Annotated in this window: 16 protein-coding genes and 2 tRNA genes; 5 read left to right on the top strand and 13 right to left on the bottom strand. The window is 59.6% G+C overall.

Annotated elements, in window-relative coordinates; all coding sequences use genetic code 11:
- The first annotated feature begins 131 nt into the window (after positions 1 to 131).
- From RVY79_RS11325 to RVY79_RS11315, 3 genes are read left to right on the top strand one after another with little or no spacing between them, the layout of a single operon-like run.
- Positions 132 to 1,250 carry a glycosyltransferase family 1 protein gene (locus RVY79_RS11325; RefSeq protein ID WP_317464245.1) on the top strand — a complete coding sequence of 373 codons (1,119 nt, stop codon included), beginning with the start codon at positions 132 to 134 and terminating at the stop codon, positions 1,248 to 1,250.
- Positions 1,243 to 2,019: a polysaccharide deacetylase family protein gene (locus RVY79_RS11320; RefSeq protein WP_317464243.1), complete on the top strand. Its 777-nt coding sequence runs from the start codon at positions 1,243 to 1,245 to the stop codon at positions 2,017 to 2,019. Before RVY79_RS11325 ends, RVY79_RS11320 begins: the two co-directional genes overlap by 8 nt.
- A complete protein-coding gene (locus RVY79_RS11315) occupies positions 2,016 to 3,005 on the top strand; it encodes a lysylphosphatidylglycerol synthase transmembrane domain-containing protein (protein WP_317464241.1) in 990 nt (329 codons plus the stop codon). Before RVY79_RS11320 ends, RVY79_RS11315 begins: the two co-directional genes overlap by 4 nt.
- Positions 3,006 to 3,154: 149 nt before the next feature.
- Here the strand turns inward: RVY79_RS11315 and sucD are convergent, their stop codons facing one another.
- The 9 genes from sucD to sdhC form a co-directional block, all read right to left on the bottom strand.
- Positions 3,155 to 4,027, bottom strand: a complete 873-nt coding sequence (sucD, locus tag RVY79_RS11310; RefSeq protein ID WP_040244074.1) for a succinate--CoA ligase subunit alpha — start codon at positions 4,025 to 4,027, stop codon at positions 3,155 to 3,157.
- Entirely contained in the window at positions 4,027 to 5,193 is a 1,167-nt protein-coding gene (gene sucC, locus RVY79_RS11305) for an ADP-forming succinate--CoA ligase subunit beta (RefSeq protein ID WP_317464239.1), read from the bottom strand. Before sucC ends, sucD begins: the two co-directional genes overlap by 1 nt.
- A 141-nt stretch (positions 5,194 to 5,334) precedes the next feature.
- Positions 5,335 to 6,774 (bottom strand): dihydrolipoyl dehydrogenase, encoded by a 1,440-nt coding sequence (gene lpdA / locus RVY79_RS11300; protein WP_317464238.1) that lies wholly within the window; start codon positions 6,772 to 6,774, stop codon positions 5,335 to 5,337.
- 58 nt (positions 6,775 to 6,832) lie between these two features.
- The gene (gene odhB, locus RVY79_RS11295) at positions 6,833 to 8,434 is read right to left on the bottom strand and encodes a 2-oxoglutarate dehydrogenase complex dihydrolipoyllysine-residue succinyltransferase (RefSeq protein WP_317464237.1); all 1,602 of its coding nucleotides are present in this window, start codon (positions 8,432 to 8,434) and stop codon (positions 6,833 to 6,835) included.
- Positions 8,435 to 8,477: 43 nt separating this feature from the next.
- On the bottom strand, positions 8,478 to 11,312 hold the full coding sequence (locus tag RVY79_RS11290) for a 2-oxoglutarate dehydrogenase E1 component (RefSeq protein ID WP_317464236.1): 2,835 nt from the start codon (positions 11,310 to 11,312) through the stop codon (positions 8,478 to 8,480).
- A gap of 231 nt (positions 11,313 to 11,543) precedes the next feature.
- Positions 11,544 to 12,248, bottom strand: a complete 705-nt coding sequence (locus RVY79_RS11285; protein ID WP_317464235.1) for a succinate dehydrogenase iron-sulfur subunit — start codon at positions 12,246 to 12,248, stop codon at positions 11,544 to 11,546.
- Positions 12,249 to 12,267: 19 nt separating this feature from the next.
- The gene (sdhA, locus tag RVY79_RS11280; RefSeq protein WP_317464234.1) at positions 12,268 to 14,040 is read right to left on the bottom strand and encodes a succinate dehydrogenase flavoprotein subunit; all 1,773 of its coding nucleotides are present in this window, start codon (positions 14,038 to 14,040) and stop codon (positions 12,268 to 12,270) included.
- 3 nt (positions 14,041 to 14,043) lie between these two features.
- Positions 14,044 to 14,391, bottom strand: coding sequence for a succinate dehydrogenase, hydrophobic membrane anchor protein (gene sdhD / locus RVY79_RS11275; RefSeq protein ID WP_040244087.1), 348 nt, complete (start codon positions 14,389 to 14,391; stop codon positions 14,044 to 14,046).
- Positions 14,385 to 14,762, bottom strand: a complete 378-nt coding sequence (gene sdhC, locus RVY79_RS11270; RefSeq protein ID WP_317464231.1) for a succinate dehydrogenase, cytochrome b556 subunit — start codon at positions 14,760 to 14,762, stop codon at positions 14,385 to 14,387. Before sdhC ends, sdhD begins: the two co-directional genes overlap by 7 nt.
- A gap of 393 nt (positions 14,763 to 15,155) precedes the next feature.
- Here sdhC and gltA point away from each other — a divergent pair, with 393 nt between their 5' ends.
- Positions 15,156 to 16,442: a citrate synthase gene (gene gltA / locus RVY79_RS11265; protein WP_317464230.1), complete on the top strand. Its 1,287-nt coding sequence runs from the start codon at positions 15,156 to 15,158 to the stop codon at positions 16,440 to 16,442.
- 501 nt (positions 16,443 to 16,943) lie between these two features.
- Here the strand turns inward: gltA and RVY79_RS11260 are convergent.
- From RVY79_RS11260 to RVY79_RS11245, 4 genes are all read right to left on the bottom strand, one after another.
- Positions 16,944 to 17,019: transfer RNA gene (locus RVY79_RS11260), tRNA-Glu, on the bottom strand.
- A 15-nt stretch (positions 17,020 to 17,034) separates the two neighbouring features.
- Positions 17,035 to 17,110 (bottom strand) — tRNA-Ala (locus RVY79_RS11255).
- A gap of 176 nt (positions 17,111 to 17,286) precedes the next feature.
- Positions 17,287 to 18,765: a glutamate--tRNA ligase gene (gene gltX / locus RVY79_RS11250; protein ID WP_317464229.1), complete on the bottom strand. Its 1,479-nt coding sequence runs from the start codon at positions 18,763 to 18,765 to the stop codon at positions 17,287 to 17,289.
- 81 nt (positions 18,766 to 18,846) lie between these two features.
- A complete protein-coding gene (locus tag RVY79_RS11245; protein WP_317464227.1) occupies positions 18,847 to 19,743 on the bottom strand; it encodes a LysR family transcriptional regulator in 897 nt (298 codons plus the stop codon).
- Positions 19,744 to 20,152: 409 nt separating this feature from the next.
- Between RVY79_RS11245 and RVY79_RS11240 the strand changes: the two genes are divergently transcribed.
- Positions 20,153 to 20,797 (top strand): helix-turn-helix transcriptional regulator, encoded by a 645-nt coding sequence (locus RVY79_RS11240; RefSeq protein ID WP_317464225.1) that lies wholly within the window; start codon positions 20,153 to 20,155, stop codon positions 20,795 to 20,797.
- The last annotated feature ends 70 nt before the right edge of the window (positions 20,798 to 20,867 follow it).

Below are 20,867 nucleotides of genomic sequence, written 5' to 3'. Positions count from 1 at the left end.
AAGCAGTGGACGCAAGGCATGGCATGTGCCAGCGTAATCTCATGACAGCGCGGTGACATTCCTACGACAAGCCCGTCAGGGCCCGAGCGGTCACTCCGTAACCAACCGGGAAGGTTTCAAGGAGTCACGCCTTGCATATCGCCGATATCACGATGTTCTACGCCCCTGCCAGCGGCGGGGTGCGGACCTATCTCGAAGCCAAGCGCAACCGTTTGGCACAACTGCCTGGAGTGAGGTCCAGCCTCTTGGTCCCCGGCGCGCGCCATGCGATCAGTGAGTCCATTCATGAAATCCCCGCACCACCGCTCCCCTTCGGCCAAGGTTATCGTTTTCCTCTAAAACGCGAGGGCTGGCGACGCGAGCTTACCCAACTGGCACCGGATCTCATCGAGGCCGGCGACCCTTACGTCACCGCTTGGGCCGCGCTCGACGCCGGTCGGACCTTGGATGTGCCCGTGGTAGGGTTTTATCATTCCGACCTGCCTCGCCTGATCGGCAATCGTCTCGGAAATTGGACACGCATGGCTCTCGAGCGCTATGTCGAAAACCTCTATGGGCGTTGCGATCGCATCCTCGCGCCGAGCCGCGTCATCGCCGATAAACTGCGTGGCCTCGGCCTCGACAATGTCGCCCTGCAGCCGCTAGGTGTCGACTTGAAGGCTTTCTCGCCCCAGCGCCGCCAAGATACCTACCGCCAGCGCTTGGGTCTCGACGATGATACCCGCCTGCTGATCTTCGTGGGACGCGGCTCGCGCGAGAAGAACCTGCCGGTCCTGCTGGAGACCGCTAGGCGTCTCGGCAAGGGTTACCACCTGCTGTTGATCGGGCCACAGATGCCGCAACGCGTTCCCGACAACGTCAGCGTCATCGGTCACTATACGGCCACCGCCGAGGTCGCCGAATGGCTGGCCAGCAGCGACATGCTACTGCATGCCGGTACCCAGGAAACCTTCGGCCTGGTCGCCCTGGAAGCCATGGCGAGTGGCATTCCGGTCGTCGCGGCGCGTGCCGGTGCCCTGGCCGAGAACGTTCCCCTCGGCTGCGGGCTACTCTGTGAGCCCCACTCGGTAGAGGACATGGCGCGTGCCGTGCATGAACTCTGCGCCAATGCGCCCGAGGAACAAGGGCGCCGTGCCCGCTTACATGTCGAACGCCATCACGATTGGGATATCGTGGTCTCCAGCCTGATGCATCATTATCGTGAATTGACCGGACAACGCGTCAATACCGAGAGTCTTCAGCATGGATGATCGCCACCTTGCCCTCGTCCTCCACGATGTCGCGCCGGAAACCTGGCCCGACTATGTCGATTTCGTGGCCAAGGTCGACGCCCTGGCACGTCGATACGGCCCAATCCCGATTACCTGGCTGGTAGTGCCTGATTTTCACCATCGCAGCGATTGTCGCCGCGATGGCGCCTTCCTCGAGCACTTGCAACACCGCCTCGCGATGGGCGATGAACTGGCGTTGCACGGCTATTACCACTGCGACGATTCGCCCTCGCCGCGCACGCCTCGCGACTGGTTCATGCGGCGCTTATACACGTGGGAAGGCGAGTTCTATGCCCTCGACGAACACGAGGCGGGACGGCGGCTGGACAAGGGCATAGAACTCTTTCGATCCCAGGGCTGGCCACTCACCGGCTTCGTGGCGCCGGCTTGGCTCATGAGCCAAGGGACGCGTCGAGCACTGGCCCAGCGCGACTTCTACTACACCAGCGACCCGCAACATCTATATACGCTGCCCGACTTCACGCGCCTCGAGGCACCGGGCCTGGTGTGGAGTGCCCGTAGCGCTTGGCGTCGTGGTCTGTCACGCCTGGTCAGCGAAACGCAGCGCTGGCGGAGCCGCCAGGCGCCGCTACTGCGCCTGGGACTGCATCCTGTGGACATGCGCCATGCCAGCGTTCAGGCATACTGGCTCGCTGTCCTGGAGCGCCTGATCCACGAAGGACGGCGCCCCATCACCAAGTGCGATTGGGTGGCGGGGCAACGCCGGAGGGAGCAGCACGCCGCATGAAGCGCCTGGTGATATTGCTGGTTATCGGGTTAGCGGCGGCCATCAGCATTCCGCTGTTATTCGGAGGGCGCGCGCTTTTCGGCGAGCTCGCCGCGTTTCCCTTGCAGCAACTGGCGTTCATGCTGCTGCTGATCGTCATCTGCTGGAACATCAATGCCTTGCGGCTTCGCTTGCTGCTGGCTGGGCGGGCCGGGCGCCTCGGCCAGACGCGCGCGGTGGGCATCGTGATGTCTACTGAGTTTGCCATCTGCGCCACCCCCGGCGGCACTGGCGGCTTGCTCACGCTACTTGCCTTGCTGGCCCGGCGCGGCGTTCGTCCCGCGCAAACCACCGCCATCTTTGCCGTCGATCAGCTCACTGACTTGCTGTTCTTCCTGTCCGCACTGATCGGCGTCGCACTCTATGTCGTCATCGAGGCCATTGACCTCAAGCTCGGATGGATGGTGGGCCTGCCGTCCTTATTGCTGGTGTGCGCTTTCTTACTGCTGTGGCTGATCATACGCCATTATACGCGTGTGCTGCAGGTAACCGGCGGTTGGCTCGAGCGTCTCAATGTTCGTCGTAAGGCTCGTTTTGGTTTAGCCCGGCGGCTACTGCATTTCCGCAATGCTTTGATTGAGACGCTACGCCTCCCTCGCCTAACGCTGCTGGCGGTCTTCGCCTTGTGTTGTGCACACTGGATGCTGCGCTATAGCGTACTTTACCTGGCCGTGAAAGGACTCGGCGCGCATATCGACTGGGCCTGGACCTTTCTGGTGCAAATGGTCTCCATGGCGGCCGGACAGCTAAGCTTTCTCCCAGGCGGTGCAGGCGGCGCCGAGTTGACCTCCACTGCACTACTGACGCCGTTGATCGGCACGCAAAGCGCCGCTGCAGCCGTGCTCATCTGGCGCTTCGTGACCTACTACTTCTACCTCATCGCTGGCGCACCGGTCTTCCTGGCAATGGCCGGGCGAACCTTCGCCAGACTGTTATCGCGTCGGTAATCACTCTCCTTTTACGAACGACTGCCTTTTTACGAACGACTACGGCCGTTTTCGTACAGCACCTGAAACGACGAAGGGCATCCCCGTGGGGATGCCCTTCGTCATGCTCGCCGCCCGGCCGCGTATGCGCCGCCGGGACTGGAAGCGACTTACCAGCCAGTCGCTTCCTTCAGCGCATCGCCGATCTCGGCGAGCGAACGCACGGTCTTGACGCCCGCAGATTCAAGCGCCGCGAACTTCTCGTCCGCCGTGCCCTTGCCACCCGCGATGATGGCACCGGCATGGCCCATGCGCTTGCCGGGAGGCGCCGTCACGCCCGCGATGTAGGAGACCACCGGCTTGGAGACGTGCTCCTTGATGTACGCCGCGGCTTCTTCCTCGGCGGTACCGCCGATTTCGCCGATCATCACGATGGCTTCGGTCTGCGGATCCTGCTCGAACTTCTCGAGAATATCGATGAAGGTGGAGCCCGGGATCGGGTCGCCGCCGATGCCCACGCAAGTGGACTGGCCAAAGCCATGATCGGTGGTCTGCTTGACGGCTTCATAGGTCAAGGTGCCGGAGCGCGACACGATGCCGACCTTGCCGGGCTTGTGGATATGCCCCGGCATGATGCCGATCTTGGTCTCGCCCGGCGTGATCACGCCCGGGCAGTTCGGACCGATCAGGCGCACGCCCAACTCGTCGCACTTGACCTTGACGTCGAGCATATCGAGGGTCGGAATCCCCTCGGTGATGCACACGATCAGCTTGATGCCGGCATTGGCGGCCTCAAGGATGGAGTCCTTGCAGAACGGCGCGGGCACGTAGATCACGGAGGCTTCGGCACCGGTCGTGTCGACGGCTTCCTTGACGGTGTTGAACACCGGCAGGCCGAGGTGCGTCTGGCCACCTTTGCCCGGCGTCACGCCACCCACCATCTGGGTACCGTAGGCAATCGCCTGCTCGGAGTGGAAGGTCCCCTGGCCACCGGTGAAGCCTTGGCAGATGACCTTGGTGCTTTTGTCGATCAGGATACTCATTACTTGCCCTCCGCTGCTTTGACGACCTGCTGGGCCGCGTCGGTCAAGCTGGTAGCAGCGATGATATTCAGTCCACTGGAGGCCAATTTCTCGGCACCCAGCTCGGCGTTGTTGCCCTCGAGACGCACCACGACCGGTACGTTGACACCGACCTGCTCGACGGCACCGATGATGCCCTCGGCGATCATGTCGCAACGCACGATACCGCCGAAGATGTTGACCAGAACGGCCTTCACGGAATCGTCGGAGAGGATGATCTTGAAGGCTTCACCGACGCGCTCTTCGGTGGCCCCGCCGCCAACATCCAGGAAGTTGGCCGGCTGCCCGCCGTTGAGCTTGATGATGTCCATGGTGCCCATGGCCAGGCCGGCGCCATTGACCATGCAGCCGATGTTGCCTTCCAGAGCGACGTAGTTGAGTTCCCACGCCTGGGCGTGCGCCTCACGCTCGTCTTCCTGAGACGGGTCACGCATGGCTTGCAGATCGGGATGACGATACAACGCATTGCCATCGAGGCCGATCTTGGCATCCAGGCAGTGCAGGTCGCCACTGTCGTTGATCACCAGCGGGTTGATCTCGAGCAACGCGAGGTCTTTTTCCTCGAACAGCTTGGCCAGGCCCAGGAAGATCTTGGTGAACTGCTTGATCTGTGCGCCTTCCAGGCCCAAGGCAAACGCCAGTTCACGCGCCTGATACGGCTGAGCGCCGACCAGCGGATCGACTTCAGCCTTGAGGATCTTCTCGGGCGTCTCTTCGGCGACCTTCTCGATTTCAACGCCGCCTTCAGTGGAGGCCATGAAAACGATACGCCGCGTGCCGCGATCGACGACGGCGCCCAGATAAAGCTCGTTGGCGATATCGGTGCAGTTTTCGACCAGAATCTTGGTGACCGGTTGACCCTTTTCATCAGTCTGGAAGGTCACCAGGTTCTCGCCCAGCCATTTTTCGGCGAACGCCTTGGCATCCGCGGCACTTTCGACCAGCTTGACGCCGCCCGCCTTGCCACGGCCACCGGCGTGAACCTGGGCCTTGACGACCCACTTGTCACCGCCGATCTTCTTGCACGCATCGGCAGCTTCTTCGGGGGTATCCACGGCGAAACCCTTGGACACCGGTAGACCATAATCGGCAAACAGCTGTTTGCTCTGATACTCGTGAAGGTTCATCGTGTCATGCCATTGGTTGCATGTGACTCGAATGGTGGCGATAGCCTCGACCTTTTACGGCCTCAGGCCATCGCCACCCCTGTTCGCTTCCGCCTCGGCGGTAAGCGACGCGTCTCTACGCTGAAACGCTCCTCGAAGCGCTTATTTGCGCTTCTTGCGGTTGGCCATGTGAATGGCGTGACCATCCACTGCCAACGCCGCTTCGTGCACGGCTTCCGAAGTGCTCGGATGCGCATAGCAGGTCAGGGCCAGGTCTTCGGCACTGGAGCCGAATTCCATAGCGATGACGCCTTGCGCAATGAGTTCCCCGGCATGCTGACTGATGATGTGCAGCCCCAGGATGCGGTCGGTCTCGGCATCGGCAATGACCTTGGCCATCCCTTCCGACGCATTGTTGGCCAGTGCACGTCCGTTGGCGGAGAACGGGAAGGAACCGGTCTTGACCTCGATACCGGCTTCTTTCGCGTCCTGCTCGTTCATGCCGACCCACGCGACTTCCGGCGAGGTATAGATCACGCTGGGGATCGCATCGTAGTTCATCTCAGCTTTATGACCGGCGATGATGTCGGCCACCATCACGCCTTCTTCAGAGGCCTTGTGCGCCAGCATCGGCCCGCGCACCACGTCACCGATGGCATAGACGCCCGGCACGTTGGTACGGCATTCATCATCGACGAAGACGCAGCCGCGCTCATCGAGCTTGATGCCGACATCATCGCTGAGGATGCCCTCGGTGTAGGGACGACGTCCCACACACACGATCAGCTTGTCGAAGGTCTGCTCCTGCTCGCCGTTAGCGTCGGAGTACTTGACCACGACTTCTTTATCCTTGATCTCGGAGCCCGTCACGCGAGCCCCCATCTTGATGTCCATGCCCTGCTTCTTGAACAGCTTCTGGCCTTCCTTGGCAATGTCCTTGTCGACCATCGGCAGAAAGGCATCCATCGCCTCTAGGACCGTGACTTCACTGCCAAGACGATTCCAGACACTGCCCAATTCCAGACCGATGACGCCGGCACCGATCACGCCGAGACGCTTGGGCACTTCGTCGAATTCGAGCGCACCGCTGGAGTCGACGATCAGGCCTTCAGTCAAGGGCGTCGGCGGAATCTCCACCGGCACGGACCCGGACGCAATCACGATGTTCTCGGCATCATAGGTGGCCGTCTCGCCATCTTGACCGGTGACTTCGACCTGCTTGGCGGAGACGACCTTACCGGCGCCTTCCAGCGCCGTGACGCCATTGGCCTTGAACAGCGCGCTGATGCCGCCCACGTTCTTGGCGATGACGCCTTCCTTGAACTCCTGCATCTTGGCGATGTTGGGAGTCGGCTCGCCCACGTCGATGCCGATCTCCGCGTAATGATCGCGGGCTTCGACGAACTTGTGAGAGGTTTCCAGCAAGGCTTTCGAGGGAATGCAACCCACGTTCAGGCAGGTGCCCCCGTGGACGGTCTTGCCTTCCTTGTTGACCCACTTCTCGACGCATGCGGTCTTCAGGCCCATTTGAGCAGCGCGAATGGCCGCCACGTACCCGCCAGGCCCGGCACCAATAACGATCACATCGAATTTATCGGCCATGAAATCATCCTGTTCGAATTCATTTAATTAGTCGCAACGCATTGTTCGGCGACAGCCATCACACGTCGAGCAAGAAACGTGCGGGATCCTCGAGCAGTTCCTTGATCGTGACCAGGAATTGCACCGCGTCCTTGCCGTCAATCATGCGGTGGTCATAGGAGATGGCGAGATACATCATCGGACGAATCTCGACCTTGCCATCGACGGCCATCGGACGCTCCTGGATCTTGTGCATACCCAGAATCGCGGTCTGCGGCGGATTGATGATCGGTGTCGACAGCAACGACCCGAAGATACCGCCGTTGGTGATGGTGAAGGTACCGCCCTGCATATCTTCAATGCCGAGCTTGCCGTCGCGACCGCGCTTGCCGAAGTCGACGATGCTCTTCTCGACATCGGCGAGCTTCATGCTGTCGGTATCACGCAGTACCGGTACGACCAAGCCACGCGGCGTGGACACGGCAACACCGATGTCCTGATAGCCGTGATAGACGATATCGCTGCCATCGATCGATGCGTTCACGTCGGGGAAGCGCTTGAGTGCCTCGGTGCACGCCTTGACGAAGAAGCCCATGAAACCGAGCTTGGTATCGTGCGCCTTCTGGAAGGTTTCCTTGTACTGACTGCGCAGGTTCATCACCGCACTCATGTCCACCTCATTATAGGTGGTCAGCATGGCGGCGGTCTGCTGCGCCTGCACCAGACGCTTGGCGATGGTCTGTCGCAAACGGCTCATCGGCACGCGTTGCTCGGGACGATCACCTTCGACGGCGGGCGCCGGCGCGGCGGCGGCCTTGACGTCACCGCCCTCGGGCTTGGCACTTTTCTTGGCGGAACCGTCCTTGACGGCCTTCTGGACGTCCTCCTTGAGGATGCGACCGCCCTTGCCGGTGCCATCGATCTTGTTGACGTCCAGGTCATGCTCGGCGACCAGCTTGCGTGCCGCCGGCGCGAGAATCTTGTCGCCGACCTTTTCGTCACTGCCACCGGTGTCTTTCGACTCGCTTGCCGTGTCGCCGGATGCGGCAGATTCGCCCCCCCCCGCATCACCGCCAGCGCCTTCGGCGAACAATGCGAGCACTGCTTCGGATTCGACCTGCTCGCCTTCCTGCACCTTGATCTCGCTCAGGGCACCATCGGCCGGGGCGACGACTTCGAGCACCACCTTGTCGGTCTCGATGTCCGCGAGGATTTCGTCGCGTTTCACCGCTTCGCCTACCTGCTTATGCCAGGTAGCCACGGTGCCTTCCTGAACGGATTCCGGGAAGCTCGGCGCCTTGACGTCATGCTGCTTGCCGGACGCCGCCGGCTTGGCATCGTCGGACTTGGCGGCGGCCGCGTCCTGCTTATCGCTGGTCTCTTCTTTTTTAGAGCCCTCAGCGGATTTAGAGTCCTTGGCGGGCTTTTCGCCGCCACCTTCACTCGCGGCGCCCAACATTCCGAGCACCTGTTCAGAGTCGCACGTATCGCCTTCTTCCACCTTGATTTCGGTCACGGTACCAGCGTCCGGCGCCACGACTTCGAGAACGACCTTGTCCGTCTCGATCTCGACAATCAGCTCATCACGTTCAACGCTGTCACCGACCTTCTTGTGCCAAGTAGCGATGGTGCCCTCGGCAACGGACTCCGGGAAATTCGGCGCTTTGATCTCAGTAGCCATGTCGTTTCCTTAGTGTTTTCTCTCGATCCCGATGGAGAACGCCTCAGCCAGTAATGGCGTCTTCCACCAGCTGACGCTGCTGTTCAACATGGACGGACATATAGCCGGATGCCGGCGCGGCGGATGCCGGACGCCCTGCGAACTTCAGATCACGTCCCAAGCCTTCCTTCACCATGTCGGCTACCAGACGCATGTGATGCTGGCTCTGATACCAAGCGCCCTGGTTGAGAGGCTCTTCCTGGCACCACACGACCTGCTCGAGGTTCGGGTAGGTCTTGAAGACCTCATACAGCTCTTCCTTGGGGAAAGGATAGATCTGTTCCAAACGCACGATCGCGACATCGTCGTTGCTATTTTCGGCACGATAGTTCGCCAGATCGTAATAGACCTTGCCTGAGCACAACACCACGCGTTTGACGTTCTCTGCATCGCGCTTGCCTTGATCCGGCAACACCATTTCGAAACGGCCGTTGGACAGATCTTCCAGCGTCGACGTTGCTTCCTTGTGACGCAGCAGGCTCTTCGGCGACATGATCACCAGCGGCTTGCGCAGCGGGCGAATTACCTGACGACGCAGCAGGTGGAAAATCTGAGCAGGGGTGGTCGGCATGCAGACCTGCATGTTGTGTTCCGCGCACAGTTGCAGGAAACGCTCGAGCCGCGCCGAGGAATGCTCGGGACCCTGCCCTTCATAGCCATGCGGTAACAGCATGGTGAGACCGCAAAGCCGTCCCCATTTCGTCTCACCGGAGGAGATGAACTGGTCGATCACCACCTGCGCTCCATTGGTGAAGTCGCCGAACTGGGCTTCCCAAATGATCAAGGCCTTGGGCGCGGTCGTAGAATACCCATACTCGAACGCCAATGCCGCTTCCTCGGACAGGAGGGAATCGCGAATAGTGAAATTCGGCTGGTCTTCCTTGATGTACTCCAGCGGTACATAGGTCGAACCGTCTTTCTGGTTATGCACGACGGCATGGCGGTGCGAGAAGGTGCCGCGCCCCGTGTCCTGCCCCGTCAAGCGAATCGGATGACCTTCATCCAGCAAGGTGGCATACGCCAGTGTCTCGCCAAAGCCCCAGTTGATAGCCAGGTCACCAGCGGCCATCTTGCGGCGATCCTCGTAGATCTTGGCCACCTGGCGCTGAACCTCGACTTCCTCGGGGACCTCGCACATCTTGGCGGCAAGTGCCTGCATACGCGTCATGTCGATCGACGTATCGGCGTCGCCAGTCCAGGTGTGCCCGAGATAAGGCGTCCAGTCGACGAATAGCTCGGTATTGGGCTCCTTGACCAGCGCATTGGCAACGTGATTGCCCGCCACCAGATCATCGCGATATTTCTCGACCATGGCGGCTGCATCGTCATCGCTGAGCATACCTTCTTGTACAAGGCGCGCCACATAGAGTTCGCGAGAGCTCTTGTGCGACTTGATCTTCTGATACATCAGCGGCTGGGTGCCGGAAGGCTCATCAGCCTCGTTGTGGCCACGCTTGCGGTAGCAGACGAGATCGATCACCACGTCCTTGTTGAACTGGTAACGATAATCGACGGCCACCTGGGTGGCATGCACAACCGCCTCGGGGTCATCACCGTTCACGTGGAAGATCGGCGCCTGGACCATCTTGGCAATATCGGTGCAATACTCCGTGGAGCGTGCGTCATCGGGCCGTGACGTGGTGAAACCGACCTGGTTGTTGATGACGATATGCACGGTGCCGCCGGTCTTGTAGCCGCGAGTCTGGGACATCTGGAATGTCTCCATGACCACGCCCTGGCCGGCAAAAGCGGCATCGCCATGCACCACGACCGGTAGCACCTTGGTGCCCTCGCCGTCTTCACGACGATCCTGACGGGCACGCACGGACCCTTCGACCACCGGCGAGACGATCTCGAGGTGCGAGGGGTTGAACGCCAATGCTAGGTGAACCTCGCCCCCTTCGGTCATGACGTTGGAACTGAAGCCCTGGTGGTACTTCACATCCCCTGAGCCTTGCTGGATGACTTTCTTGCCATCGAACTCGTCGATAAGTTCCGACGGGCTCTTGCCCAGCAAGTTGACCAGCAGGTTGAGGCGACCCCGGTGCGCCATACCGATGACGACTTCCTTGGTGCCATAATTGCCAGTCCGCTGGATGATTTCGTCAACCATCGGGATGAAGGTCTCACCGCCTTCCAGGCCGAAGCGTTTGGTGCCTGGATACTTGGACGCGAGATAGTTTTCCAGCCCTTCGGCAGCCGTCAAACGCTCGAGGATGTGCTTGCGCACCTCGACGCTGTAGTCCGGCTTGGAGCGCACCGATTCGAAGCGTTGCTGCAGCCAACGCTTCTCATCGGTGTTGACGATATGCATGAACTCGCAGCCAATACTGCGGCAATACGTCTTCTCCAAGACATCGACGATTTCCTTGAGCGGCGCCTGGTCCTTGCCCAGGAACAGTGAGCCGGTCTGGAAGGACGTCTCCATGTCAGCGTCGGTCAGCTGATGGAAGGAAAGATCCAGATCAGGAATCGGGGTCGGGCTGCGCAGCCCCAGCGGGTCTATATCGGCACGCTGATGGCCACGAAAGCGGTATGCGTTGATCAGTTGGAGAACCTTGACCTGCTTCTTGTTCTCGCTACTGTCGGCGACACTGGCGGCGGGTTTGCCACGCTGGTTTTGGGCCAACTGGTAGAACCGATCTCGAATCGGACTGAGAGGAACGTCGTGAGAGGGGGCGCCTTCCGGACGAGGTAACTGATCGAAATAGTTACGCCATTCGTCGGGAACCTCAGTGGGATCGACGAGATATTGCTCGTAGAGCGCTTCCACGTAGTGGGCGTTGCCGCCGCTGACATGGGAAGTGCGCCACATCAACTCCATTATGCCTTCTTGCATCTCTTGGTCACCCTATGCACTGATGGGTGTTCTTGGCGCTGGCACGCCCGGACGTGCCGGCGTCACTTGGAACCTGCGGGGCAGGTTGGCGTCACATGCGACGCCGGGGTCCACTTATCGTCAAAAGCCGGTGCACCAGGCACCGGCTACAACGGTCGCGGGACCAGCTCCTGCGACGCCATGCCGCAGGAGTAGGCTTGTTGCCAATGATAACAAGCCACGCGGCGCGATTTAAGTGGCATTAGACAGTAACATCTCACGAATCTTGCCAATCGCACGCGTCGGATTGAGCCCTTTAGGGCACACCGCCACACAATTCATGATGCCACGGCACCGGAACAGGCTGAACGGATCTTCGAGCCGCGCCAGGCGCTCACGCGTTGCGGTATCACGCGAGTCGGCGAGGAAGCGATAAGCCTGTAGCAAGCCGGCCGGACCTACGAACTTGTCCGGGTTCCACCAGAAGGAGGGGCAGGCCGTGGAGCAGCAGGCGCACAGGATGCACTCGTAAAGCCCATCGAGTTTTTCGCGCTCTTCCGGCGACTGCAAACGTTCGGTGGCCGGTGGATTGGTGTCGTTCTGCAGGTAAGGCTGGATGCTCTCGTACTGTTTGTAGAACACCCCCATATCGACTACCAGATCACGGATGACTGGCAAACCGGGAAGCGGGCGCAGCACCAGCTTGTTGCCCTTGACCACCTCGGACAACGGCGTGACGCAAGCCAGGCCATTCTTGCCGTTCATGTTCATGCCATCGGAACCGCAAACACCTTCGCGGCAGCTACGCCGATACGCCATGGAACTGTCCTGCTGCTTGATCATTTCAAGCGCGTTGAGAACCATGATGTCGCGGCCCTGCGTGTCCAGCTCGAACTCCTGCATGTAGGGCACGGAATCGGTTTCCGGGTTGTAGCGATAAATGGATATCTGAAGCATAGACATCTTGGACAACCCCTTAGTAGGTGCGAATTTTCGGCTCGAAGGTCTCGACGGTCTTCGGCGCAAAGTTCACGTCACGCTGCCCTAGCCGCTTCTCGACCGGGAAGTACATGGAGTGCTTGAGCCAATTGGCGTCGTCGCGATCCGGATAGTCGTAGCGCGAATGCGCGCCGCGGCTTTCCTTGCGGTCCAGAGCGGAGATTGCCGTGGCTTCCGCCACCTCGAGCAGATTGTCGAGTTCCAGCGCTTCGACACGCGCGGTGTTGAAGGCATTGGATTTATCGGCCAGATGCGCGTTACCGATACGCTCGCGGAGATCGGCCAGCTTCTTGACGCCCTCCTGCATGGTATCTTCCTGGCGAAAGACACCGAAATCGTTCTGCATGACCTCCTGAAGTTCGGCACGCAGATCAGGAATTGCCTCGCCACCGCTCGATTCATCCCAGCGGTTAAGGCGCGCCATGGCACTGTCAATATCGGACTGAGCCGCCTCGAGGTAATCGACCCCTTCATTGAGCGCTTCTTCGATGAACATGCCGGCGGCACGGCCGAAGACCACCAAGTCTAGCAGTGAATTGCCGCCCAGACGGTTGGCACCGTGTACGGAAACACATGCCGCCTCGCCGCAGGCAAACAACCCGTTGACGATCTGATCGTTGCCATCGGCGTCCTGCATGATCGCCTGGCCGTGGACGTTGGTCGGCACGCCGCCCATCATGTAATGGCACGTCGGCACGACCGGAATCGGGTCTGTGGCGGGATCGACATGGGCGAAGGTCTTGGATAGCTCGACGATGCCCGGCAGACGCTTACCCAGCACCTCTTCACCCAGGTGATCGAGCTTGAGCATGACGTGATCACCGTTTTCACCGCAACCACGCCCTTCGAGGATTTCCATGACCATGGCGCGGGCCACGACATCGCGGCCGGCCAGATCCTTGGCGTTCGGCGCATAACGCTCCATGAAGCGCTCGCCGTCCTTGTTGATCAGGTAGCCACCCTCGCCACGACAGCCTTCGGTGACCAGGACACCCGCCCCGTAAATGCCGGTGGGATGGAACTGCCACATCTCCATGTCCTGCATGGGGAAGCCGGCGCGAAGCGCCATGCCGATACCGTCACCGGTATTGATCAGCGCATTGGTCGTGGACGCATAGATACGGCCCGAGCCGCCGGTCGCCAACACCGTCGCCTTGGACTTGATATGCACGATTTCGCCGGTCTCGATGCACATGGCGATACAGCCAACCACATCGCCATTGGCATTCTTGACCAGATCCACCGCGTACCATTCATTCAGGAACACGGTATTATTTTTCAGGTTGTTCTGATAAAGCGTATGTAGCAACGCATGGCCGGTACGGTCGGCTGCGGCGCATGTACGCGCGGCCTGGCCGCCCTTGCCGAAGTCCTTGGACTGGCCACCGAAGGGACGTTGATAGATGCGGCCGTTATCGAAACGCGAGAACGGCAGTCCCATGTGTTCCAGCTCGAAAACCGCCTTGGGACCTTCGGAACACAAATACTCAGCGGCATCCTGGTCGGCGATATAGTCACCGCCCTTGACGGTGTCGTACATGTGCCAACGCCAATCGTCATTGGGATCGGCGGAGGCGATGGCACAGGTGATGCCGCCTTGGGCGGAGACGGTGTGCGAGCGCGTCGGAAAGACCTTGGACAGCACCGCGGTCTTCTTGCCAGACTTGGCCAGCTCGAGCGCGGTACGCAGGCCGGAGCCACCGCCACCGATGATGATTGCGTCGAATGTCAGGCTACGCATATTGGACATGGATTAGGCTCCCCAAAGGACTTGAACGCCCCACACCAGAAAAACGAAGATGGCCAGCATGACGACCGCTTGAAATGCAAAGCGTGCACCCGCCTGCTTGAGATAGTCGGTGGACACCGTCCACAACCCGACCCATGCGTGCGCCGCGATGGAAATAAAGGCCAGCAGGGAGAAGATGCGCATCCAGGTCTGCGAGAAGAGACCGCTCCACGTGGCGTAATCGAGCCCCGGATGGAACAGTAGATACAGGACCATGAAAACGGCATAGACCGCCAGAATGATGGCCGAGACGCGCTGAATCAGCCAATCGGACAGGCCACTACGACCGAGGTTCGTGATGTTGGTTACCATACCCAGACTCCTGCCAGAACCACCAGGATGGCACTGATCACGACCGTGATCTGCGCCTTGCGATGTCCACCCTCTAGATCCACGCCAATACCTGCATCCATCAGCAGATGCTTGATGCCGGCCACGAAGTGAAAGCCCAGCGCCGAGAGCAATCCCCAGGCGATCAGTTTGGCGAGCACGTTGTTGGCGAGGGTGTCACGCACTGCTTCGAATCCTTCGGGAGACGAGAGTGACGCGTCGAGGGCCCAGAAACCGAAGATCAACCCTACGAAGAGGATGACACCGGTAACGCGGTGGGCAATGGAGGTCAATGCGGGAAGTGGAAATTTTATCGTCGTCAGGTCTAAGTTTACGGGTCTTTTGCTATTCACGGCTCATCACACTCTCTTGGCCCGCCAGCGGCTAGGGCTGTACCCGATGCGGGCGGTGGTTTGAGGGGGAGGTCTTGGTCGAGGGATTACAGGACCAAGCCATGCTCCTGCCAGTCGCGCGGGATAAGATTATAAGGACCGGGGGGTGTCATGACAAATGAGATAGCCCTTGCAGCCATCCCCATGGACGCGTCAAATAGGGTGGCACTTCCAGATAGGAACCTTGCTCGCCCCTTTTCTATCGCCACGCTGGGACACGCCATGCGCGGCGGCGCCATGGCCACAGGCGCCCTAGGCCCAATTGACAATCCACCGCGTGGTTCTATAGTAGGCGCATTATTTTCGCTGGCATGGCAAGCAAGACAAAGACTTAGGTAAAAAGAGGAGGCCATAATGGCTGACAGGAAAGCGCAGTTGACGGTAGAAGGGTTGGACAAAACGATCGAGTTCCCTGTCTACTCCGGCACCGTCGGGCCTGATGTGATCGACGTCCGCAGCCTGACCAGCGAAGGCCTGTTCACATACGACCCAGGCTTCGTCGCCACCGCCTCCTGCGAATCAGGCATCACCTACATCGATGGTGCTGCGGGCGTATTGCTCCACCGCGGCTACCCCATCGGCCAACTGGCCGAGCACTCCAATTACGTCGAACTCTGTTATCTGCTGTTTTTCGGAGAGCTCCCCAGCAAGGCCCAATACGACGACTTCGCGGCCACCGTTAGAAATCACACCATGGTCCACGAACAACTCGTCAACTTCTTCAAGGGTTTCCGTCGCGACGCTCACCCGATGGCGATCCTGTGCGGCGTCGTCGGTGGCCTGGCCGCCTTCTACCACGACAATCTGGACATTACCAAGGAAGAAGAACGCCGTGTCAGCGCGATTCGCCTGATCGCCAAGATGCCGACCCTGGCCGCGATGTGCCATAAGTACAACATCGGCCAGCCATTCAATTATCCGCGCAATGATCTGGATTACGCGGAAAACTTCCTCTACATGATGTTCGGCAACCCGTGTGAAAGCTACGAGGTCAATCCAGTTTTCGCCAAGGCCATGGATCGGATCTTCATGCTGCACGCCGACCATGAACAGAACGCCTCCACCTCCACGGTACGCCTGGCGGGCTCCACGGGCGCCAACCCCTTCGCCTGCATCAGCGCCGGCATCGCAGCGCTGTGGGGGCCGGCACATGGGGGCGCCAACGAAGCCGTGCTCAACATGCTTGACGAGATCGGTGATGAATCCGAGGAGAACATCCAGCGCTTCATCGACCGTGCCAAGGATAAGGATGACCCGTTCAAGCTGATGGGCTTTGGCCACCGCGTCTATCGCAATTTCGATCCGCGTGCCAAGGTCATGAAGGAAACTTGCGACGAGGTATTGGGCGAACTCGGTATGGCCGACGACCCACAGCTCAAGATCGCCAAGCGACTCGAGCAGATCGCACTGGAAGACGACTACTTCATCGAGCGCAAGCTCTACCCGAACGTCGACTTCTATTCCGGCATCATCCTCAAGGCGATCGGCATTCCAACCAACATGTTTACCGTCATCTTCGCCATGGCCCGCACGATTGGCTGGACGTCTCACTGGAACGAGATGATTAGCGGTAGCTACCGCATCAGCCGCCCGCGTCAGCTCTATATCGGCCATTCCAAGCGGGACTATCCAGCCACGTAACTTGCTAGCTAAAAACCCGGCCGAGCAACGTCTCGCCAGATTACTACGGCACGCAAGCATCACGGACCGCCTTCAGGGCGGTTCGTTGCGTTTGCCCCCGTCTGCTCGCCCCTGGAACCTTTCGCTCCCACAACCTTGTTCTTCTGCTCCCCTGAGGCCGCTGAGCGTTTTCCACACTTTCTGTGGATAAACCTGTTCAAAACCTTTAGGCAGTTCGCCAGAAACACCATGACAAGGCGGTTACGCTCAAATCGGTCAATTTTTAACCTAACATAAGTGGTTGAAAAAAAGCACTTTTTCCAATAACGCGCAACATGACGGGCCTTGGCCGGTGTTATACACAACACGAAGGTGAAGACAGGCGGGCAGTGGACAAGGTTCCGGAGGTGTCAAGGGGGAAAACGTATAAAAACGTCTAATAACGAACGGGAAGCGGAGACAAAAAAAGACGCTTTCGCGTCTCCGATATCGTCATTGCTGATTCTGATAGGCAAGAAAAAGTGGCGTCCCATAGGGGGTTTGAACCCCTGTTACCGCCGTGAAAGGGCGGTGTCCTGGACCACTAGACGAATGGGACGCATAGTCTTGAGCTTGGTGGAGCCTAGCGGGTTCGAACCGCTGACCTCAACACTGCCAGTGTTGCGCTCTCCCAACTGAGCTAAGGCCCCGCGCCTCAAGACGGTGCGTAGAATACTCACTCCCCCCGGCTTCGTCAATATTTTTCGAGAAGGAAGAAGGAAGGCAGTATCTGGAGTTTTCTTCCCTCTTCAAGCTGCATAGCAGCGTTCTTCCTTCTTCCAGGCGCGCAGCGCCGCTCTTCCAGCTCCGGGCGAAGCCCGGAAGCTTACAGCGCCCGATATTCTTTCTCGAAGCGCTTGGCCTGCTTCTTGGAAACGCCCCCCAGCACCTGAGTGGCATGGCGCAGACGTGCTCTTGTCATATCCGAACCGAGAATCGCCATGGCATCCAGCACCGAGGTAGAAGTCGCGCTCCCCGTCACAGCGATGAAGACCGGCGCCAGGAACGCCTTCATCTTCATGTCGAATGCCTCGGCCAGGAACTTGACCTCGTCGAGCAAGGCGTCCTTGTGCCAGCTGGAGACGCCTTCCAGGCGCCAGGTCAAAAACTGCAACAGCTTGAGCAGGTCCTCATGCTCGAGCTTAATGCCCTCGAAACTGGAAGCCTCGAGTGGCGGCACCCCCGAAAAGAAATGCCCGGCCAGCGGCATGACGTCGGAGAGCGTCGCGATTCGCGGGCGTACCTGTGGCAGGATCTGGTGGACGTAACCCTCGTTGAAGGCCCACTCACGCAGCGCCTGGAGCAGCGCTGCATCGTCTAGATCCTCACGAATATAGACGCCGTTGAGCCAAGTAAGCTTCTCCAGATCGAACACCGGCCCACCCAGCGACACACGCTGGATATCGAAGTTCACCATCATCTCTTCGAGGGTAAACTTCTCGCGGTCATCGGGCATCGACCAGCCCATGCGGCCCAGGTAGTTGGTCACCGCCTGCGGCAAAAAGCCCATGCGTCGATAATAATTGATCGAGGTCGGGTTCTTGCGCTTGGAGAGCTTCGACTTGTCCGGGTTGCGCAGCAATGGCATATGGCACAACGTCGGCATCGGCCAATCGAAGTACTCATAAAGCAGTTTGTGCTTGGGTGCCGAGTTGATCCACTCCTCGCCGCGCATGACATGCGTGATGCCCATCAGGTGGTCGTCGACGACATTGGCAAGGTGATACGTCGGCATGCCGTCGGACTTGAGCAGGATCTGGGCATCGACCTGAGCCCATTCGACTTCGATCTCACCACGCAACATGTCGCTGACCACGCAGCTCCCCTCACTGGGCACCTTCATGCGCACCACGTAAGGCCACTGTTCGCGCTCACGACGCGCGGCTTCTTCATCGCTAAGCGCTAGATCAGCAGGCTTGAGCGCCAAGTGAAGCCCCGCCGCCTTGCGCGTCTCACGCAGCTCATCGAGCTCTTCGCTGGTCCGATAGCACTTGAACGCATGCCCGGCGTCGAGCAGCTGCTGCGCATATTGCGCATAGATATCGCCACGCTCGCTCTGCCGATACGGGCCATGAGGACCGCCAATATCCGGGCCTTCATCCCACTCGAGTCCCAACCAGCGCAGGGAGTCGAGGATCATCTGCTCCGACTCGGCCGTCGAACGCACCCGGTCCGTATCCTCGATGCGAAGGATGAACTGCCCACCATGCTGACGCGCGAAGCATAGGTTGAACAGCGCGATATAGGCCGTGCCGACATGGGGATCGCCGGTCGGCGACGGCGCGATACGTGTACGTACGGTCATGAAATTCCCGATCATTGGTGACTGACGATGGCGTCATTATACGCATGCACCTCCCCGGCATCAGTACCGTCAACACCTTCTTCACAAGGCCAGGTGCTCGCGAAACCACTCCGTGATGAAATCCAGGTAGGCACGGGTCTTGTCGGGCAGGTATTTGCGCGAACGAAACAACACCAACATGCTGCCGTGCTCATTCCAATACGGCTGCAAGAGCGGTGTCAGCTGCCCCTCCTCCACCGCCGCGCGTGCCGCGAATGTCGGCAGATAGGCCAAGCCGAATCCCGCCTTGGCCGCTTCGACGACGCCCAACAGATTATTGATCACCAGGCGCGAATTGGGCTCGATATCCAGCGGCTGCCCATTGAGCGAAAAACGCCAGTGAGCGCCGAGATCGTAATTGCCATAGAACACGGTATCGAACTCGGCGATGTCCTTGGGATGCAGCGGCCGCCCCATGCGGGCCAGATAATCCGGCGCGGCGTACAGGCCATAGACCACTTTGCACAGCGGGCGCGACACCAGGCTCGAAGGCGGCATCGGCCCCATGCGAATGGCCAAGTCCACTGAATCATCAATGGGCTCGAAACGCTGATCCTCGAGCAGGATTTCCACCGACATCTCGGGATAGCGGCGCATGAAGGCCGTGGTCGGTGCCGCCAAGTACATGAAGCCAAAGCTCACCTGGGCACTGACCTTGAGTTGCCCCCGAGGTTGCGACGTCACCGACTGCACCTGCGCCTCCGCCGTCTGCAACTCCTCGATGACCCGCAATCCATGTTCGTAATAGATCTGTCCCGCTTCCGTGAGGCGCAGCGAACGCGTCGAACGATTGAGCAGGCTGACGCTCAACTCATCCTCGAGCGCAGCCACACGCTTGGAAGCCAACGACTTGGAAATACTCAGACGCCGCGCCGCTGCGGTAAAACTGCCCGCACGAACGACCTCGACGAAGACACGCAATGCATCCAGTGTCGTCACGTTGAAGATACTCCGGCCACTAGTTTCCAAATTAGAAACACTAGTTTTCGATTGTACCCTCTTATTACGCAAAGGCCGACTGCCTATACTGGCCGCGCTCGGACAGGCGATGTATCGCTCCCGACATGCGTGGCCTTTTCTCAGCGAAATTGCCACGCGCACGCTAACGGCGTCAGGCGGCTTCGGCTTTCCTGCGCCGTGTGGCGTCTTCAGTGAAACGAGCTTTTCTTGGCGCCACCAGGCTGTTCTCCGGGACGGCCGGCGCTCTTTTCTTCCTCATTCTCTCCGTCCCCACAATGCAATATGGGTCCGGCACGCGCACTGCATGCTGTTCATAACCCCCAACCCGAAACATACTTTGCCATTGGCTGGATATGCTAACGCGTTCACCTCATGGCGAGATGTCTACATGGACGCACTGGGACCCCGAATCAAGCAGCTAAGGATAGACGCCGGCTTGAGCAAGGCCGCCTTGGCCAGACGTGTCGGCGTATCGGACGTCACGATTTCCTATTGGGAATCCGGCACGATCAAACAAGTCGGACACGAGCGACTCATCGCGTTAGCCGATGCACTGCATTGCCCGCTCGAACGACTACTCGAAGATAGCACTGCCGTCGCAACACCCACAGCCTCCCAACGCATCACCGAGGATGCGCCCGGCAATGCACGTCTCTTGGCACTACACGCCATGCCCCCGGTGCCGTGGGAAGCGCACACGCTCGCCACCCCTATTCCCGCCTCGGGCACCGCCATCGACGCCCTCGTTCGAGGGTGCTACCTCGTGACACCAGGCGTAGGCGAGACATTCGCCTATCTCGAGGAAGGTGATATCGCCGCCATTCTGCCCACCTCGCACTTCCGGCAAGAAGGGCTTTATCTGCTCGAATGGCGGCACGCACTCACGATCCAGCACCTGAGCCAGCCGGAGCCGGAGACGTTGCGCATCACCGACCCTGCGCACCACACTACCGTCGATCCAGACCAGCCATTCCCCTTTCGAATCGCGGGGCACCTTCAGGCGCGCTGGCAACAACGTGACGACAGCGATTGACGCCTCCTGGCCGATTATTCCGACCCTCTCAGGATTTAATGGATCACGTCTTGGTCCATACTGAGTGCAT

This window comes from Chromohalobacter sp. HP20-39, assembly GCF_033052815.1.
Lineage (GTDB): Bacteria > Pseudomonadota > Gammaproteobacteria > Pseudomonadales > Halomonadaceae > Chromohalobacter.
The sequence above is the reverse complement of the archived record's forward strand: the minus strand, read 5'-3'. Positions and strand labels throughout refer to the sequence as shown.

What these genes read in the sequence shown, in the direction of transcription:
- sucD (WP_040244074.1), bottom strand. Translation starts at nt 4,027, where the DNA reads ATGAGTATCCTGATCGACAAAAGCACCAAGGTCATCTGCCAAGGCTTC.
- RVY79_RS11320 (WP_317464243.1), top strand. Translation starts at nt 1,243, where the DNA reads ATGGATGATCGCCACCTTGCCCTCGTCCTCCACGATGTCGCGCCGGAA.
- RVY79_RS11290 (WP_317464236.1), bottom strand. Translation starts at nt 11,312, where the DNA reads ATGCAAGAAGGCATAATGGAGTTGATGTGGCGCACTTCCCATGTCAGC.
- sdhA (WP_317464234.1), bottom strand. Translation starts at nt 14,040, where the DNA reads ATGTCCAATATGCGTAGCCTGACATTCGACGCAATCATCATCGGTGGC.
- RVY79_RS11315 (WP_317464241.1), top strand. Translation starts at nt 2,016, where the DNA reads ATGAAGCGCCTGGTGATATTGCTGGTTATCGGGTTAGCGGCGGCCATC.
- odhB (WP_317464237.1), bottom strand. Translation starts at nt 8,434, where the DNA reads ATGGCTACTGAGATCAAAGCGCCGAATTTCCCGGAGTCCGTTGCCGAG.
- lpdA (WP_317464238.1), bottom strand. Translation starts at nt 6,774, where the DNA reads ATGGCCGATAAATTCGATGTGATCGTTATTGGTGCCGGGCCTGGCGGG.
- sdhD (WP_040244087.1), bottom strand. Translation starts at nt 14,391, where the DNA reads ATGGTAACCAACATCACGAACCTCGGTCGTAGTGGCCTGTCCGATTGG.
- gltA (WP_317464230.1), top strand. Translation starts at nt 15,156, where the DNA reads ATGGCTGACAGGAAAGCGCAGTTGACGGTAGAAGGGTTGGACAAAACG.
- RVY79_RS11240 (WP_317464225.1), top strand. Translation starts at nt 20,153, where the DNA reads ATGGACGCACTGGGACCCCGAATCAAGCAGCTAAGGATAGACGCCGGC.
- sucC (WP_317464239.1), bottom strand. Translation starts at nt 5,193, where the DNA reads ATGAACCTTCACGAGTATCAGAGCAAACAGCTGTTTGCCGATTATGGT.
- gltX (WP_317464229.1), bottom strand. Translation starts at nt 18,765, where the DNA reads ATGACCGTACGTACACGTATCGCGCCGTCGCCGACCGGCGATCCCCAT.
- RVY79_RS11285 (WP_317464235.1), bottom strand. Translation starts at nt 12,248, where the DNA reads ATGCTTCAGATATCCATTTATCGCTACAACCCGGAAACCGATTCCGTG.